Source organism: Salinimonas sediminis (assembly GCF_003429285.1).
GTDB classification, from domain to species: Bacteria; Pseudomonadota; Gammaproteobacteria; order Enterobacterales; family Alteromonadaceae; genus Alteromonas; species Alteromonas indica.
The window spans coordinates 2,885,186-2,901,515 of record NZ_CP031769.1 but is presented as its reverse complement, the minus strand read 5'-3'; the positions used below and the strand labels follow the sequence as shown (position 1 = coordinate 2,901,515).

Sequence of the window (16,330 nt, the reverse complement as noted above, 5' to 3'; positions counted from 1 at the left end):
TTTCTAAAAAACTATTAATGTATACTGTGAATAGTTAATTCAAAACCAAAGTCTGGCGCCAATGACTATTCCTTTTTCTGATGTATCTTCACCGAGTCTTTTTAATTTATCCCTTTTGTTTCCTAAAGATTCGCTCCAGTAAACTCCAATGTAAGGGGCGAATTCTCTTGCAATTTCCTGCCGATATCTTAGCCCTATTCTTATATCGCTAAAGCCACTTTCTCGATCGTATTTTTCAGAGTCGGTTATATTGGCAACTAATTCAATTCTTGGTTGTAAATAAGAGGTTTGCGATAGCAGCCACTCATATTCAGCTTCGCCCACAAATTGAATATCACCTTCTTTGTTTATCCTTAATGAATTTTCCATTTCAAACCAGTAGGGTGCCAATCCTGAAAAACTAAATACAGCGTATTCTTCTAAATTACTTTCTGAGGATAATTCTCCTTTTACACCAGCGCCAACTTGGAAAGACCAGAATGGTGAAATTAAATATCCATACAGAAGTTCAGCCCTTTCAAGATCGGTGGGCTTACCGTCATTTTGAGTATTTTCCCCTTCGCTTTTAAATACCGCGCGATGATAGTCGCTTCCATACCACGCCTGCATATCCCACACTGCCCGGTTTTCCTGGGCGTTAGTGCGCGTTAATTCCAGCCGGTCAAAAAACACCTGTCCGGTGATAATTTCAGGCACAGGAGAAGGCCATTCGGGTTTAACCTGAGCTTGTGTACTGAAGCAACTTAGTGTGCCCACAAGCAAAATACTTTTTTTGATACTATTCATAATTTGCTCCTTACGACACATTGACCACACGAAACATACCGGCTTCCATGTGATAAAGTAGGTGACAGTGAAATGCCCAGTTGCCAGGCGCATCAGCGGTAATCAGTAGCGATACTTTTTCACTTGGTTTCAAATTAATAGTGTGCTTACGTGGACGAGGATAATTGCCGTTTTCAAGCTCCATCCACATTCCGTGTAAATGAATCGGATGGTCCATCATAGTGTCGTTCACCATGACAAGTCGTAAACGCTCTCCAAATTTGAAGTTAACGGGCCCATCGACTTCATTGTATTTCACTCCGTCAAACGACCACATGTAACGTTCCATATTGCCAGTTAAATGCAGTTCAATTTGTCGGGAAGGTTCTCGTTCATCTGGCCAGGGATGCGCCCCTTCTAAATCGGCATAGACAAGAACGCGCCGGGGAGCATCTTCAAGACCTATACCTGGTTCATCAAGTCTGGACTGAGGATTTTGAGCAATCATTGCCGCCCCGGCTCCATGGTGGTCATCATCATGTTCAATCGTGATGTTTTCTACAGGCAAGGCACCGCTTTCTGCGTTTGCGTGGGAATGCGCGGAAGTTTTACTTTGATGACCTGAGCCTGACATTTTATCCATGTTCTGCAGGCTGCCCTGTGTGTCAGAGCCCATGTTCATACCACTTGAATTGTCATTCATCTTCATGCTACCCATACCCATTGCAGCCATACCGCGTTCGGTCATTTCGCGACGAGCAGGAATAGGGGCTGACATTCCAAGTTGCGGGGTAAGGGTACCGCGGGCAAAACCACTTCTATCAAAACTTTCAGCAAAAAAAGTAAAGGGTTTGGCAGATTTAGGCTCAACAATAACATCGTAAACTTCTGCTACACCGATGCGAAACTCGTCAATTTTAACGGGCTTTACAGGCTGCCCATCGGCAGCAACTACGGTCATTTCTAATCCAGGAATTCGGAAGTCGAAAAAGGTCATGGCAGATCCATTGATAATACGCAGCCTGACTTTTTCACCCGGCGAGAATAGCGCCTGCCAGTTATCATCCGGCGTCCGACCATTCATAAGGTAGGTATAGGTACTGCCGGTTACATCAGCAATATCTCTGGGGCTCATGCGCATGTCCCCCCACATTTCACGTTGTTTCCAGGTTTTTGCCAGCCCCTGTTCACTTACGTCATCGAGCGTGTCGAATATTGTGCGCTTTTGATAGTTGTAATAACCCTCGGCCACTTTCAGTTTTCTTAAAACATCGTGTGGATCTTCAAACGTCCAGTCACTAAGCACAATAGTATGTTCGCGGTCTGCGCCTATATCCCCATCTTTAGGTTCAATAATCAAAGGACCTAAGTGCCCGCGCTGCTCCTGTAATCCTGAATGACTGTGATACCAGTAGGTGCCATATTGCTCTACATCAAATGCATATTTGAATGTTTCGCCGGGCTTGATACCGGCAAACGAAACCCCCGGCACCCCATCCATATTTTCGGGAAGCAAAATGCCGTGCCAGTGAATCGAGGTATCTTCGTTTAATTGATTGGATACGTGCAAGTTTGCACGCTGTCCTTCGCGTAGCCTTATTAGTGGGCCTGGCATTTGTCCGTTGATAGCAATTGCATTACCGGACTTGTGGCCAATAGGCATGCGGGCGTTAGCAATGTCTAAATGTATGACGTCGCTGGTAAGCACCTGATCTTTAAAATTGCGGCCCTGAGGTGTTGCCCAAACTGGCGCTACACGAGAAAGCGCAGCGGCAGCACCCACCCCTAACGCACCTAATACAAACTTTCTTCTACCTTGAGCAATATCCTGCATAGCAAGGTTCCTCCAAAACTCATATGCCATTTCACCGATATACAGGGGGCTGATAAGAATAAGCAGCACCACCTCTCAATGAAATATGGCTATATTTAAATAAAATCTTTTAACGTATTTATATTAGCTGTGTAGAGGGGCAATCGGAGGTCTGAATAAAGGCGCAATGAAACGTTTTGCAACGCGATGTTCTGTGAATACGCTGAGCTCGTTAAATGCCTGAGCGGTAAGCGTTTGATATGAGGAAACCATAGCAAACACGGCATGACACGATACTGCTTTGCATTTGCATATCTTTTCGCAGCAATCTGGATGAGATGTGTTTTTGGTCGTATCGGCTAAGCTTGTAGCTTGAGAGCTCTTTAAGAAAGAAGGGGTCTCGGACTGTAGTAAACGATATTCTGAAAGTTGGGTAACCGGGTCTTTGGGTGATGCAACGGTATCGGATGAACACGCAGCCGCACTTCCTGCAAATAAAAGCAGTAGCGCAAAAGCGATGAAAACTTTACCGAAGATACTTTTCATAGCACGTTTATAGACCTTTTATCGCCTTTAGGCGACTTAACCAGCAATTCAAAACAAAAATCTTGTCTAGCCTTACCTAATACCAATGTTTTTCAACTTTAGATTACTTTTTAATGATTTTCTTTTACAGCAGCACACAAATTTGTATATCATAAAGGCGTATCAAGAGGGTATTATGAAAAAACGTTGGTCTCAAATTGTGTGTCTGATCATGCTGACTGCCTTAACATGGCAAACGTCGGCTATGGATACTATGGTTTGTGAAATGCCCAGCGATACGCATAGTGAGCATATGCTAATGGTCGGTACTCAAAGCGTTGCTATGGACATGGGCGCTGACACAGTTGATCACTCGCAGTGTTGCCAAATGACCTGCGCTTGCCCGGCAAATGCCTGCTCTGCTTATACTCCACTTAGCTCTGATAATGCATTAGCGCTGTCTTTTCATAGTGATAATGCCATTAAGCACGCAGGTTTGCGCGCTCCTATCCAAATCTCCAGTTCGTTGTATCGTCCTCCTATACCAGCCTAGCCCCAGGATAAGTGTGTCTGCTGTATGGCACATTACCGTTGGGTTTTACTATTTTTATGTGAAGTGAATTGTTCACTTTAAGCACTAAATTTGGCTGTAATCAGAGGCACGCATGTTCAACATTTTTCTTTCGCTTGGCGCGATGTTATTTTTATTTTCAAGCGCAGGTTACGCGCAATCCACTCTACCTGAGTCTATCCAGACCGAATCTGCCCAAACTGAACCTAACTCTCAGATTCAGGCTCTGTCCCAAGAATCGCCAGCAGCGCTTACTGTGTTTAAATCCCCTTCATGTGGATGCTGTGGAAAATGGGTACAACACATCCATACCGAAGGGCTTAATGCGGGGGTCAAAAATACCGCTTATTTGTCTGATATAAAGCGCCAGTATCAGGTTGCTTCTCAATATCAATCTTGTCATACCGCTATAAGCCGTGACGGCTACGTGTTTGAAGGTCATATCCCGGCCCGGTACATACAAAAGTTTATCGATAGCCCGGTACCTGACGCGATAGGTCTTGCCGTACCCGGCATGCCAATGGGCAGCCCGGGAATGGAAATGGGCGATCGATTCCAGCCTTATCAAATACTTCTTTTGCACAAGGATGGTACCCATAGCACATATGCACAAATTGATGCCTATGAGGAACAATTTTAATGCCGGCTTTCACACACAAACTCAAGGTCGCTCTGGCTCTGCTATCGTTCGCAGTTACGGCTAGTGTTGGCGCGCAATCGCTGCCCTCTCTGGATTCATTGATCACCACAGCGATTGAAAACGACCCCTGGCTAAACGGCAGTCAACTTTCCCAACAAGCCCTGCAGCAAAAGGCGATAGCGGCAGGCACCTTGCCCGACCCTGTGGTGAAAATAGGTATGCTGAATTTACCCGTAGACTCGGGCAGTTTTTCGCAGGAAAACATGACTCAGCTACAGGTAGGTGTTTCGCAAACGATTCCGCGAGGCCAGTCATTAGAATTAGAACAACAAAAGCTCAACATTGCTGCTTCTATTGCGCCCTATCAACGTGAGACCCGCAAAGCGGCTATTGCAAGGGCGGTTTCACTGTTATGGCTGGATATATACCTGGCCAAAGCCTCCATTGACCTTATTGAACAGAATAAATCATTGTTTGAACAGGCTAAAAGCGTTGCCGAAACGGCTTACTCAAGTGGGTTAGGTGAGGCCAGTCAGCAAGACGTGCTTCTTGCCGAACTGGAGCTTATTCAACTAGAAGATAAATTAGCAGAAGAATATCAACAGCTTGAAATACAACTGCATACACTTAACCAGTGGCTCATCAACCCTCAAACCAATGCAAATTCTACCTTATTCACGATTGATGAAGTTGTTCAGCGTGATTTTGGGCAGAATACACCGCGCCGCGCACAGCCTGAGTTCAGTCTGCAATTTCCTGAGGCCTGGTTAAACACTCAAGTACATCGTACTGAAATACTTGAAAAGTTATTTACTCACCCCACCATTACGGCCCTTGATTTAGAACAACAAGCTCGCGAAAAAGATGTGACGCTGGCCCGACAAAGCCTCAAACCACAGTGGGGGGTGAACGCATCGTACGCATACCGCGATGAAAACGCGATGGGTGATTCGCGCTCAGACTTGTTCAGTATTGGCGTAAGTTTTGATGTGCCGTTATTTACGGGCAACAAGCAGCAAAAACAAATCTCAGCTGCTATTTACAATGCCGAGGCGTTTAAAACCGAAAAGCATCTTGCGATAAGAAAGCTGCTGTCGCAGGTTGCCTCGTTCAGTGCGAAGCTGACTCGTTTAAATGAACGTCAGTCTCTCTATAGTGCCCGAATTTTGCCGCAAACCACACTGCAATCTAAAGCATCGCTGAATGCTTATACCAATGATACGGGCGAGTTTTCTGAAGTTATTCGTAGCCGCGTTACCGAACTGACTAATCAGCTTACCTTATTGACGTTAAATGTGGGGGTAGCGAAAACAAAAGCGCAGCTTAACTATTTACTGGCTCCTTTGTCATTAACATCCACATCGTCAACATCAGCGCTCACTCAAGAACAGGGATCTGCTCCAAATGAATAAAAACGTTATTATTGCCTTACTGGCAGGTCTGGGCCTGGGGGCATTATTGGTGGCTGTTTTAAATGACTCACCAGAGACTCCTGTAAAAAATGAGGCTGAAAAACCTTTGTACTGGGTTGCGCCTATGGATGACAGCTATCGGCGTGACGAGCCGGGTCAATCCCCGATGGGAATGGACCTGGTCCCGGTTTACGCTAACAGCAACGCTGAACAGGACTCCCCCGCCGGTACGGTAAAAATCTCTGCACGGGTAGAAAATAATCTGGGTGTACGCACTGAGCCGGTCACCTGGGGAACGCTTAAGTCAACGATTCAAACCGTAGGTTATGTCCAGTTTGATGAAGAACAGCTGACACACATTCACTCGCGGGTAAGCGGCTGGATTGAGAAGCTAAATATTAAAGCGAATGGCCAGAGCATTGAGAAAGGCGACCCTCTTTATTCTATTTATTCTCCCGAGCTGGTTAATGCGCAAGAAGAGTATTTGCTGGCGTTGCAAAGTGGTAACCAGAAACTCAGGCAGGCAGCCAAAAATAAGCTACACGCGCTCAAAGTATCAGACGCCTCAATTGAAGCGCTTAAAAAATCAAAACAGGTTAAGCAGCAAATAACGTATGTATCGCCCCAAACCGGGGTTGTTAACGCCCTTAATATTCGCGAGGGCTTTTATGTAAAACCTGAAGTGACCTTGCTAAGTATTGCTGATTTATCTGCTATCTGGATAAATGCTGAAGTGTTTGAGCGTGATGCTGCGTTGATTGAGCAAGGCCAGCCTGTGGTTATTCAGGTACCTGCATTACCCAATAAAGAGTGGCAGGGTAAGGTCGACTTTGTTTATCCCGAGCTGGATGAAAATACCCGTACGCTCACCGTACGAATAAGGCTGGATAATCCCGATGACATCTTGAAGCCTAACATGCTGGCAAATGTCACTATTGAAAAAACTGCGTCGCAAAGCGCTATCTTAGTTCCGGCTGAAGCGGTAATCAGAACCGGACAACAGAACAGGGTTGTGGTTGTGGTAGGCAATGGTCAGTACAAGTCAGTTGAAGTCGCACTGGGGCAGATAAGCGATGAGCAAATCGCTATCACTCAGGGGCTAAATAAAGACGACGTAGTAGTGACGTCAGCCCAGTTTTTGATTGACTCAGAGTCAAGTAAAGCCTCTGACTTCAAGCGAATGGAAGGCGCATCCTCAGACGCTTCTGTTTCACAGCGGTCATCTGAACCGACTAATCAGGGGCACGCGGCCCCAACATCTCAAACAGCAGCAAAAGAAGATGATCAATCAGTTTGGGCGCAGGGAAAAATCACTAAGGTAATGGCCGATCATCGCATGGTCACCATTGATCACATGCCGGTGGAAGCCTGGGAATGGCCGCAGATGGTGATGGATTTTACCGTGGGGGAAAGTGTAGACATCAATGCCCTTGAAAAAGGACAGTCATTGCATTTTGAGATTACCCGACTAGCTGAAGGTGGATTTGAGATCACCGGTATTCATATTATGTCATCAGGCAGTCAGCCCGCTAAGGCCCAAGACAAGCCTATGGCCTCTGACCATTCAATGCATTAGTGGAACAGCAATATGATTGAATCAATTATTAGATGGTCAGTCGCAAACCGCGTATTGGTGTTACTTATGACCCTGATGCTGGTGCTAGGCGGGATTTATTCGCTTAACAAAACACCGGTTGACGCCTTACCCGATTTATCTGACGTACAAGTTATTATTAAAACCAGTTATCCGGGACAATCGCCGCAGGTAGTGCAGGATCAGGTAACGTATCCGCTGACTACCGCTATGTTATCGGTGCCCGGCGCCTCCACTGTTCGCGGGTACTCATTTTTTGGTGACTCGTATGTCTACGTTATCTTTGATGACGATACAGATTTGTACTGGGCGCGCAGTCGCGTACTGGAATATCTGAATCAGGCTGCCTCGGCATTACCTGATGATGTTCAGCCGCAACTCGGCCCGGATGCCACGGGTGTGGGTTGGGTATATATTTATGCTTTGCAGGATAAAACCGGTCAGCATGATCTTAGTCAGTTGCGCAGCCTGCAAGACTGGTTTTTAAAATACGAACTGCAAACTGTAGATGGCGTATCTGAAGTCGCTGCGGTAGGTGGTATGGTCAGGCAGTACCAAATTCAGGTTATGCCCGAAAAGCTGCGTGGTTACGGTATTCCGTTGTCGCATGTTCAGCAAGCTGTGCAGCGGGGAAATCAGGAAAGCGGTGCGTCGGTGGTCGAAATGGCCGAAGCAGAATATATGGTGACCACCACCGGCTATATTCAAAACCTGGATGATATCCGCCAAATTCCACTGGGGCTGGTAAAAGAGGGGACAGCATTAACCATCGGCGATGTTGCCACGGTAAATGTGGGCCCCCAGATGCGCCGCGGTGTGGCCGAGCTAAATGGTGAAGGCGAAGTAGTGGGCGGTATTGTGGTGATGCGTTTTGGCGAAAATGCCGAAAAAGTCATTGCGGGGGTTAAAGAACGACTGCAGTCGCTTAAAAAATCACTACCACCGGGTGTCGAGGTGGTACCGGTATACGACCGCTCGCAGCTTATCAATAACGCCGTAGACAACCTATGGACCAAGCTTGGTCAGGAACTCGTCGTTGTGGCGCTGGTGTGTGTGGTATTTTTGTTTCACCTGCGCTCATCTATTGTGGCGGTGATTACCCTGCCGTTAGGTATTCTGGTCTCGTTTATTGTAATGTATTTTCAGGGTATCAACGCCAACATTATGTCATTGGGCGGCATCGCGATTGCCATCGGCGCCATGACCGATGGCGCGATCGTTATGATAGAGAATATGCATAAGCATATGGAAAAAACCCCGCTAACCGATGAAAACCGCTGGCAGGTAGTGATCCGGGCTGCCTCTGAAGTTGGGCCAGCGTTGTTTTTCAGCTTACTGATTATTACCGTATCGTTTTTGCCGGTATTTATTTTAGAAGCTCAGGAAGGTCGCATGTTTGCGCCGTTGGCTTTCACCAAAACCTATGCCATGGCTGCCTCAGCCGGACTGGCCGTTACTTTGGTGCCGGTCTTAATGGGCTATTTTATTCGCGGCAAGGTAACCTCGGAAAAGAAAAATCCGTTAAACCGCTTATTGGTAGCAGGCTACATGCCGCTACTCACCAAAGTACTTAAATTTCCCAAGGCTACCATACTGATTGCCATCGTCGTCACTGTGGTCGGGTTTTATCCGGTCAATAAAATTGGTAGCGAGTTTATTCCTCCTTTAGATGAGGGAGACTTAATGTACATGCCCACCACATACCCGGGGATCTCGATAGGTAAAGCGCGGGAGCTGCTTCAGCAAACTGACAAGTTGATTAGCACTGTGCCTGAGGTTAAAAGTGTGTTTGGTAAAGTGGGTCGGGCCGAAACCGCCACCGACCCGGCGCCACTGACCATGATTGAAACGTTTATTCAATTAAAGCCGCAAAGTGAATGGCGTGATGGCATGACCACTGAAAAACTTAAAACAGAGCTGAACAATCTTATCGATTTTCCTGGTGTGACTAACGCCTGGGTCATGCCCATAAAAACCCGCATAGATATGCTGGCTACCGGTATCAAAACCCCGGTGGGCATTAAAGTGGCTGGTGAAGACCTGTCGGTTATTCAGCGAATTGGTAAGGATATTGAGACGATACTCAAAGAGGTCGATGGTACTGCGTCGGTGTATTCAGAGCGGGTGGCCGGTGGCCGCTATCTGAAAGTTGATATATCGCGTCAGCGTGCCAGCCGGTTTGGGCTTAATATTGGCGATGTGCAAGCTACGGTTTCCTCGGCGATTGGGGGCATGAATGTCACCGAAACCGTAGAAGGCCTTGAGCGTTACCCTGTCAATATTCGTTATCCTCAGGATTATCGAAGCTCGCCCGAGAAGTTAATGAGCTTGCCTATTGTTACCGATTCGGGCCAGCGTATTTCACTGGGCGATGTTGCCAATGTGTACGTGGAAGAAGGTCCACCAGGGATCAAAAGCGAAAACGCCCGTATCAATGGCTGGTCGTTTGTGGATATTAACAATGTCGATGTGGGTACCTATGTAGAAAACGCAAAAACAGTACTACAAGATAAGTTGGATATTCCGGCAGGCTACTCGCTGACCTGGGCCGGGCAGTATGAATACATGGAGCGGGCCAAAGAAAAGCTAACGTTTGTATTGCCGCTTACCCTGGCCATTATTCTTATTTTGCTGTATCTGAATTTCCGGGCCTTTAGTGAAGTCGCTATGATTGTAGTGACATTGCCTATGGCCATGATTGGCGGCTTATGGCTGCTTTATTTTGAAGGATTTAATTTTTCAGTGGCAGTAGGGGTTGGCTTTATCGCTTTAGCGGGCGTGGCCGTCGAGATTGGCGTCATTATGCTTGTTTACCTGAATCAGTCTCTTAAAGAGCTGCTGGATGAGTCTGAAAAAAATCGCCAGATCATCGAAGCCAGTGATTACCGCCAGGCACTGTTGCATGGTGCAGGCTTACGGATACGTCCGGTCATGATGACGGTGGCCACTATTATTATTGGGTTGTTACCCATAATGTATGGCTCAGGCACAGGATCAGAGGTAATGAGCCGGATTGCCGCACCAATGATAGGGGGCATGACCAGCGCCGTGGTGTTGACACTACTGGTACTTCCGGCGTTCTACTGTTTAGCAAAACAGCACACTATTAAACATCATAATAAGAAGATAACGGCTGATGATTAGGGCTTTCAGACAGGTTCATCGTTGGCTGATGCTGGTGGTGGGCGTACAGTTTGTCATCTGGATGTTGTCGGGCGTGTATATGGTTATTACCGATATTCATACTGTTCATGGTGAACATCTGACCACGAAGCAGCCTGTTTTTGCGGTGGATGAGGTGGTTCTATCGCCCGCTGATATTATGGCGCAGTACCCGGCGGCGACAAAGGTGCGTTTAATATCCAGGCTGGGCAGCCCGGTTTATATTGCTACATTTGCGGCAAATTCTGACACACCGGTTCGGCCTGAAACAATAAGCGCAACCACAGGGGAAACTCTGGTTTCGGTAAATGAATCTACCGCACGGGATATTGCTGCTTCTCGTTATACGGGCGCCACCGGTATAGCGTCAGCAACGCTGATTGAAACTAAGCAAAATTTGCCTGAAGAAGCTTCAGGACGGTACCTGCCCTTTTGGCGTATTGATTTTGATGCCCCTGAAGCACCCACCTTTTATGTGCAACAACACACTGGTGAAGTGGTAACAGTAAGTCACGATGGCTGGCGCAGCTTTGACTGGATGTGGCGCTTTCATATTATGGATTTAGATGATGGGCGAACCATCGGTAATGTGTTTCTTTTAAGTGCTATTTTCACCGGCTTGTTAGCCGCCCTCAGTGGCGCGTTTCTGAGTTACTGGCGGGTGTGTCGGCCCCTTATGAAAGGGGAAGACCAATGAGTCTGTTAATAACAAAAAGTCATCGGTGGTTGTCGGTACCGATAGGTATTCAGCTGCTTATCTGGTTAGGTACTGGTTTGTACCTGAGTTTGTTTTCTAATGATGGCCCTGCGCTTAAAATTCAAAAGCCTCAGGGTATCGAGTGGCAGGTATATGCCGGCAAACTATATCCGGTCAACCAGCTTCCGGTGAAAAAGGCTGAGTCAATACAAACGGTTTTGCTGGCCGGCAAGCCCGTTTATGAAGTTATTCTTTATTCACAACCGCATAATTACCAGCCCAGACAGGTGCGGCTATTTGATGCGGTCTCTGGCCAGCCATTTTCAATTGACAAGCAGTGGGCGAAAGCGATAGCACTTGAACGCTACAGCGGTGATGCAGCGCTCAGTAAAATTGAGCTTGAACAATCTTCGGGTGGGTTATTACCAAAGCAAAAAAATGCCTACTGGTCAGCCTATTTTGATGATTCGGCATTAACGTATATCCATATAGACCAGCAGTCTGGGCGGTTTTTAACAGCCAGCGATGAACATCGCCGGTTTGTGGCATTAATGTTCAAATTGCATTTCATGGACTACTGGGACACAGGCAGTTTTAACCACCCTTTGCTTATTATCGTTGCGGTTTTAGCGCTGGCCTTTGGGTTGTCAGGTTTGGCCTGGCTCATCATGCTGTTAAAAGCAGGACGTTTTACAGTACGCCTCGGCGCTTTGCATAAGATTGACGTTCTGGTGGCCAATAACAACCAAAACGTAACCGTTCAGGGACGTAAAAATACCACGCTGCTGACCACGCTAACACAAAACCAACTGCAGTTGCCGGCCAAGTGCGGCGGCGGAGGAACCTGTGGAACGTGCCGATTTTATACTCAGAGCAGCCTTCCGGCACAGCCTGCCGAAACACACCTTATTAGTCATAGTGAATTGGCTGCAGGCTGCCGTTTAGCGTGTCAACACGCTGCTCATTCTGTGGACTCAATTATAGTGAAAGACATGGCCACTCAGGCTTTGACACTTCAGGTTTCCCGCGCCCAGTACATTACCCCTACGATAAAAGAAATTGCCTTTAAGGTGACAGGCGGTAACCTGCAAAAGTTCAATGCCGGCTCTTCGATGCAATTTTCTATTCCTGGTGGAAAACGTCGTACTGTGCCGGTTGATATTCCGTCCCGGTGGCGTTCTTACTGGGCTCAGTTTGACGCGCAGACAGTATCTTACAAAAGCACCACCCGAAGCTATTCGATAGCAAATTATAGTGGTGAATGTGATGAGCTTATTTTTACTATTAAGTGGCAATGTAATACCACCACTCAGAAGAGCGGCGGGGCGGGCTCGAGCTATTTATGCTCTCTTGCACCGGGTGAATCGGTTGAAGCTTACGGGCCGTTCGCCAGTTTTGCTGAGCGTGCGTATCAGCCCGGCGCAAAAGTTTTGATAGGCGGCGGCTCAGGTATAGCGCCGCTTAGGGCATTGATTTATGAAGCGTTAATACAAAATAGTGTGTCACACCAGATGATTTTTATCTATGGCGCACGCAACGAAGAAGATTTGTGTTACTCAGATGAATTTGAGCATCTGGCTAAACGCTTTGAAAACTTCACTTATCTGCCCACACTCTCATCACCCTCGCCAGCCTGGCAAGGACATTCTGGGTATGTACAACAACTTACGCGTCAACACCTTAATTTTGACGTTTTCAACAGTGCCAATTTTTACTTATGTGGCCCTGCTCCTATGCTAGCAGAAGTAAAGTCATTGCTGTTATCGCAGCATATTGAGCCGCAACAGATTTATATCGATTCTTTTAATACAAATGAGGTTAAAAATGAAAGTAATTCATAAGTGCTTAGTGATATCAGGTTTACTGTTTAGCAGTGCAGCGTTTTCTCATGGCGGGGTAGAGCTTACCAAAACCATGCCAAAAGACGATGCTATGTTAATGTCCGCCCCACAAACGCTGGAGTTGTCATTCTCAGCAAAACTTCAATTGATGAAGGTTACCCTGTCTAAAAAGAATGGTGACGAGATTGATTTTGGTTTTACACCCAGTCGTGAAGCAGAAGCTGACTATTCCTGGGAGCTTCCAGAGCTGTCTCCGGCCACCTATAACGTTGAGTGGATTGCGATGGGCAGCGATGGTCACAAGATGAAAGATTCTTATTCATTCATGGTGCACTAAAAGGACTGAATGATGGAAATGTATATCTGGAATACCGTTATTATTGTCTGTAAAGCTTTGTTTTATGCAGGAACTGCGGGCATGGCCGGGTATGCATTTCTCCATTCATTTGGCTTTACAGAAAGTACTCACAAACTGCCCGAAGCCTATACCCGCAAACTAACGCGCTATTTTATTTGCAGCTTTGTACTTGTGGCTATTTCGGTGCCAATATGGTTTTTGGCAAAAGTGGGCGCGTTTGCAGAAAGCGGCTTAAGCGGAGCACTGAACCCTACCATGCTTAGTATTATGTGGGATTCACCCTTAGGCTATATGGCCCAGGTTCGTGGCGGCGCCGCTGTTTTTGCCCTGTGGTCGCTGCTTGTCGCTACCAAACTTCGTTTTCAGCACACAGTAATGCGTGGATGTGTGTTGTTGGCATTAGCTGCTGCGCTTTACAGCTATACCCTTGCCGGTCACATATCAGAGCAAGGTTTAGTTGAAAAAATGCTACTGATAGTCCATGTTTTCGTTATGTCATGGTGGTTTGGTGCACTGATCCCACTAAAGCTTGCCTGTGGCCACCTGCCCGTCGAACAAACCAAGTCGCTTATGTATAAGTTTGGCTTATCTGCACAGTTTTTGGTGGGAGTGATGATTATTGTTGGCGTGCTTATGGCACTGCAGTTATTTAATGATGTCTCCCAGCTTTTTACTTCTGCTTACGGGCTTACTCTTATGGCAAAGATAGGGTGTGTTAGCGGACTACTGCTGCTCGCAGCGCGTCATAAACGTAAGCTTGTGCCGATGCTGGAAAATCGACAAACATTAAGTAAGCTATCCCGTTCTATTACGCTGGAAATTGCACTGGCAGCAGCGTTGTTACTTATCACCGCCGCCCTGACCAGCGTGGTCGGCCCCAACTTTTCCTAAGGAAAATTCATGATTCGATATTTTTTATGTAGCCTTTTGCTGGTGGTTTCATACCCCAAGGCCATGCGCACAGTGAGAACCCCAGGACCATACACGAATATTTATTAGATAATAAAACTGTACCAGCTCAGGTGTAATTTGCAATTTCAACTGAGAGTATTTTCGATAAAATAAAATTCGGCTATAAAGGTGTGAAAACCCTTCGTAGGTTCTTACGTAAGTGGACTTCCCAGACTTTGCTAGACACTTTTAACAGTTACAATGTAACTTCACAAAGAGGTGTTTATGAGCAAAGGCAAACGATATACCCACGAGTTTAAAGTCGAGGCCGTTAAGCAAATTACTGAACGCGGGTATTCTGCCGCTGACGTGGCAGAGCGGCTCGGCATTTCAAGTAATTCGTTGTACAACTGGCAAAAGCAGTTGGATAAAAAATCTGAACCGAAGAAGTCCGCTGATGATTCTGTCCGTATCGCTCAGCTAGAGGCTGAACTCAAGCGGGTGACGGAGGAAAGAGACATTTTAAAAAAGGCCGCAAGGTACTTTGCAAGCCAGCCAGAGTGAAGTACGCCTTTATCCGTGACCATCAGCGAGAATTTTCGGTCGCTGCGATGTCTCGCGTTCTAAAAATCCACCGCAGTGGTTTCTATGCCTGGCTGAAGCAGCCCTCAAGTGCGCGAGCGATTGAAGATGAACGCCTGTTAAAACTGATACGTGAATTCTATATCGCCAGTGGAGCAACCTACGGCAGTCCCTGGATCCATCGTGACTTACTGGAAGCCGGAGAATCATGTAGCGTTCATCGTGTAGCGAAGATAATGCGTAGAAGCGGGCTTCGTGCACGAATTGGTTACCAGCGTCGATACATTAAGAACGGCAAGCCCTCACGTATTGCTGATAATGTTTTGGAACGTGCTTTCGCTCCCGCCAGCCCCAACACAGCCTGGGTCAGCGACATTACTTACGTAAGAACCTACGAAGGTTTTTTGTATCTGGCCACCGTCATTGATCTGTTTTCGCGTCGAGTAGTGGGCTGGTCAATGGACAAAAATATTGATAAGCATCTGGTTATCAATGCGCTGCTCATGGCGGTTTATCAACGCAGACCGAAACAGCAGGTTCTAGTGCACAGCGACCAGGGAAGTCAGTACGGTAGTGCAGATTATCTGGCGTTCATGAAGGAAAACAACCTCAAACCCTCGATGAGCCGACGCGGTAACTGTCACGATAATGCGGTAGCGGAAAGCTTCTTTGCTACGTTTAAGAAACGGGTTACAAAGAAAAAGATATATGACACCCGTGATGAAGCCAGATCAGAGATATTTAATTTTATCGAGATGTTTTACAATTCCAAAAAACGACATTCTCATACAGACGGTGTCTCACCTGCTCAATTCGAGAATGCTTGGTTTACGAAACAGATAACTGTCTAGTGAAAGCTGGGAAGTCCGATGTCAACAATACAGAAGACTGGGATTGGGCAGGAGTTGACATATCTGTAGAGTCACAGACTACGGTAAAACTAACTCACTCTATTCAATATCATACAATTCAGAAATTGAAAGACAATTATGACTTAGTTTTTGATGATGACGGAGCAGGTGAAGTCGCTGATATCGTTGCGATAAAAAACAACGGTGACAAAGAACTCGTCATTGACCTTTTTCACTGTAAGTATTGCTCTAAGAAAAATGGTGTAGCACGCCCTGGAGCAAGGGTTGACGACGTATATCAAGTGGCGGGGCAAGCAGAAAAAAGTGTTAAGTGGTTTGGTGATAAAGAGAAACTAATCTTACGATTGATGGATCGTGAGCGTACTAGGCTTAATCAAGGAAAGGCATCACGAATTGATAAAGGCAAGTACGAAGATTTGATTCACTTTGCAAAGGTAGCAAGGTATTCAACTTTTAAGCTGGGTGTAGCTATTGTCCAGCCAGCTATATCAAAAGCTCAAGTAACTGAAGATCAATTATCTGTTCTAGGAGCCACGGCAGCTTATATTGATGAGGTAAGTGGAGTTAAGCTAAGGGTTGTTATTAATCAATGATGTAATGGTTACTT

Annotated in this window: 14 protein-coding genes; 11 read left to right on the top strand and 3 right to left on the bottom strand. The window is 46.4% G+C overall.

Going from position 1 to position 16,330, the window contains the following annotated elements; all coding sequences use genetic code 11:
* Window positions 1-39: 39 nt before the first annotated feature.
* The 3 genes from D0Y50_RS12840 to D0Y50_RS19415 form a co-directional block, all read right to left on the bottom strand.
* On the bottom strand, window positions 40-786 hold the full coding sequence (locus D0Y50_RS12840) for a copper resistance protein B (protein ID WP_108566099.1): 747 nt from the start codon (window positions 784-786) through the stop codon (window positions 40-42).
* A gap of 10 nt (window positions 787-796) precedes the next feature.
* The gene (locus D0Y50_RS12835) at window positions 797-2,599 is read right to left on the bottom strand and encodes a copper resistance system multicopper oxidase (protein ID WP_117317301.1); all 1,803 of its coding nucleotides are present in this window, start codon (window positions 2,597-2,599) and stop codon (window positions 797-799) included.
* A 123-nt stretch (window positions 2,600-2,722) separates the two neighbouring features.
* Entirely contained in the window at window positions 2,723-3,124 is a 402-nt protein-coding gene (locus tag D0Y50_RS19415) for a hypothetical protein (protein WP_075610482.1), read from the bottom strand.
* A gap of 175 nt (window positions 3,125-3,299) precedes the next feature.
* Here D0Y50_RS19415 and D0Y50_RS12830 point away from each other — a divergent pair, with 175 nt between their 5' ends.
* The 11 genes from D0Y50_RS12830 (at window position 3,300) to D0Y50_RS12780 (ending at window position 16,316) form a co-directional block, all read left to right on the top strand.
* Complete coding sequence (locus D0Y50_RS12830) at window positions 3,300-3,656, top strand: hypothetical protein (protein WP_133175104.1); 357 nt, start codon at window positions 3,300-3,302, stop codon at window positions 3,654-3,656.
* Window positions 3,657-3,768: 112 nt separating this feature from the next.
* Complete coding sequence (locus D0Y50_RS12825; RefSeq protein WP_232366257.1) at window positions 3,769-4,314, top strand: DUF411 domain-containing protein; 546 nt, start codon at window positions 3,769-3,771, stop codon at window positions 4,312-4,314.
* Window positions 4,314-5,726 (top strand): TolC family protein, encoded by a 1,413-nt coding sequence (locus tag D0Y50_RS12820; protein WP_108566102.1) that lies wholly within the window; start codon window positions 4,314-4,316, stop codon window positions 5,724-5,726. Before D0Y50_RS12825 ends, D0Y50_RS12820 begins: the two co-directional genes overlap by 1 nt.
* Window positions 5,719-7,302, top strand: coding sequence for an efflux RND transporter periplasmic adaptor subunit (locus tag D0Y50_RS12815; RefSeq protein ID WP_108566103.1), 1,584 nt, complete (start codon window positions 5,719-5,721; stop codon window positions 7,300-7,302). The genes D0Y50_RS12820 and D0Y50_RS12815 overlap by 8 nt, the downstream gene beginning before the upstream one ends.
* 12 nt (window positions 7,303-7,314) lie before the next feature.
* Entirely contained in the window at window positions 7,315-10,464 is a 3,150-nt protein-coding gene (locus D0Y50_RS12810) for an efflux RND transporter permease subunit (protein WP_108566104.1), read from the top strand.
* Window positions 10,457-11,179: a PepSY domain-containing protein gene (locus D0Y50_RS12805; protein ID WP_117317298.1), complete on the top strand. Its 723-nt coding sequence runs from the start codon at window positions 10,457-10,459 to the stop codon at window positions 11,177-11,179. The genes D0Y50_RS12810 and D0Y50_RS12805 overlap by 8 nt, the downstream gene beginning before the upstream one ends.
* Window positions 11,176-13,020 carry a 2Fe-2S iron-sulfur cluster-binding protein gene (locus tag D0Y50_RS12800; RefSeq protein WP_108566106.1) on the top strand — a complete coding sequence of 615 codons (1,845 nt, stop codon included), beginning with the start codon at window positions 11,176-11,178 and terminating at the stop codon, window positions 13,018-13,020. Before D0Y50_RS12805 ends, D0Y50_RS12800 begins: the two co-directional genes overlap by 4 nt.
* Window positions 13,004-13,357: a copper resistance CopC family protein gene (locus tag D0Y50_RS12795; protein WP_108566107.1), complete on the top strand. Its 354-nt coding sequence runs from the start codon at window positions 13,004-13,006 to the stop codon at window positions 13,355-13,357. The genes D0Y50_RS12800 and D0Y50_RS12795 overlap by 17 nt, the downstream gene beginning before the upstream one ends.
* Before the next feature lie 9 nt (window positions 13,358-13,366).
* Window positions 13,367-14,269 (top strand): copper resistance D family protein, encoded by a 903-nt coding sequence (locus D0Y50_RS12790; RefSeq protein WP_117317296.1) that lies wholly within the window; start codon window positions 13,367-13,369, stop codon window positions 14,267-14,269.
* A 285-nt stretch (window positions 14,270-14,554) separates the two neighbouring features.
* Window positions 14,555-15,702, top strand: a protein-coding gene (locus D0Y50_RS12785) for an IS3 family transposase (RefSeq protein ID WP_117317294.1) whose coding sequence is annotated in 2 segments (ribosomal slippage) — window positions 14,555-14,792 and window positions 14,792-15,702 — 1,149 coding nt in all. Because the reading frame shifts where the segments join, the coding sequence is not laid out codon by codon here.
* Complete coding sequence (locus tag D0Y50_RS12780; RefSeq protein WP_218023537.1) at window positions 15,702-16,316, top strand: hypothetical protein; 615 nt, start codon at window positions 15,702-15,704, stop codon at window positions 16,314-16,316. The genes D0Y50_RS12785 and D0Y50_RS12780 overlap by 1 nt, the downstream gene beginning before the upstream one ends.
* Window positions 16,317-16,330: the final 14 nt, after the last annotated feature.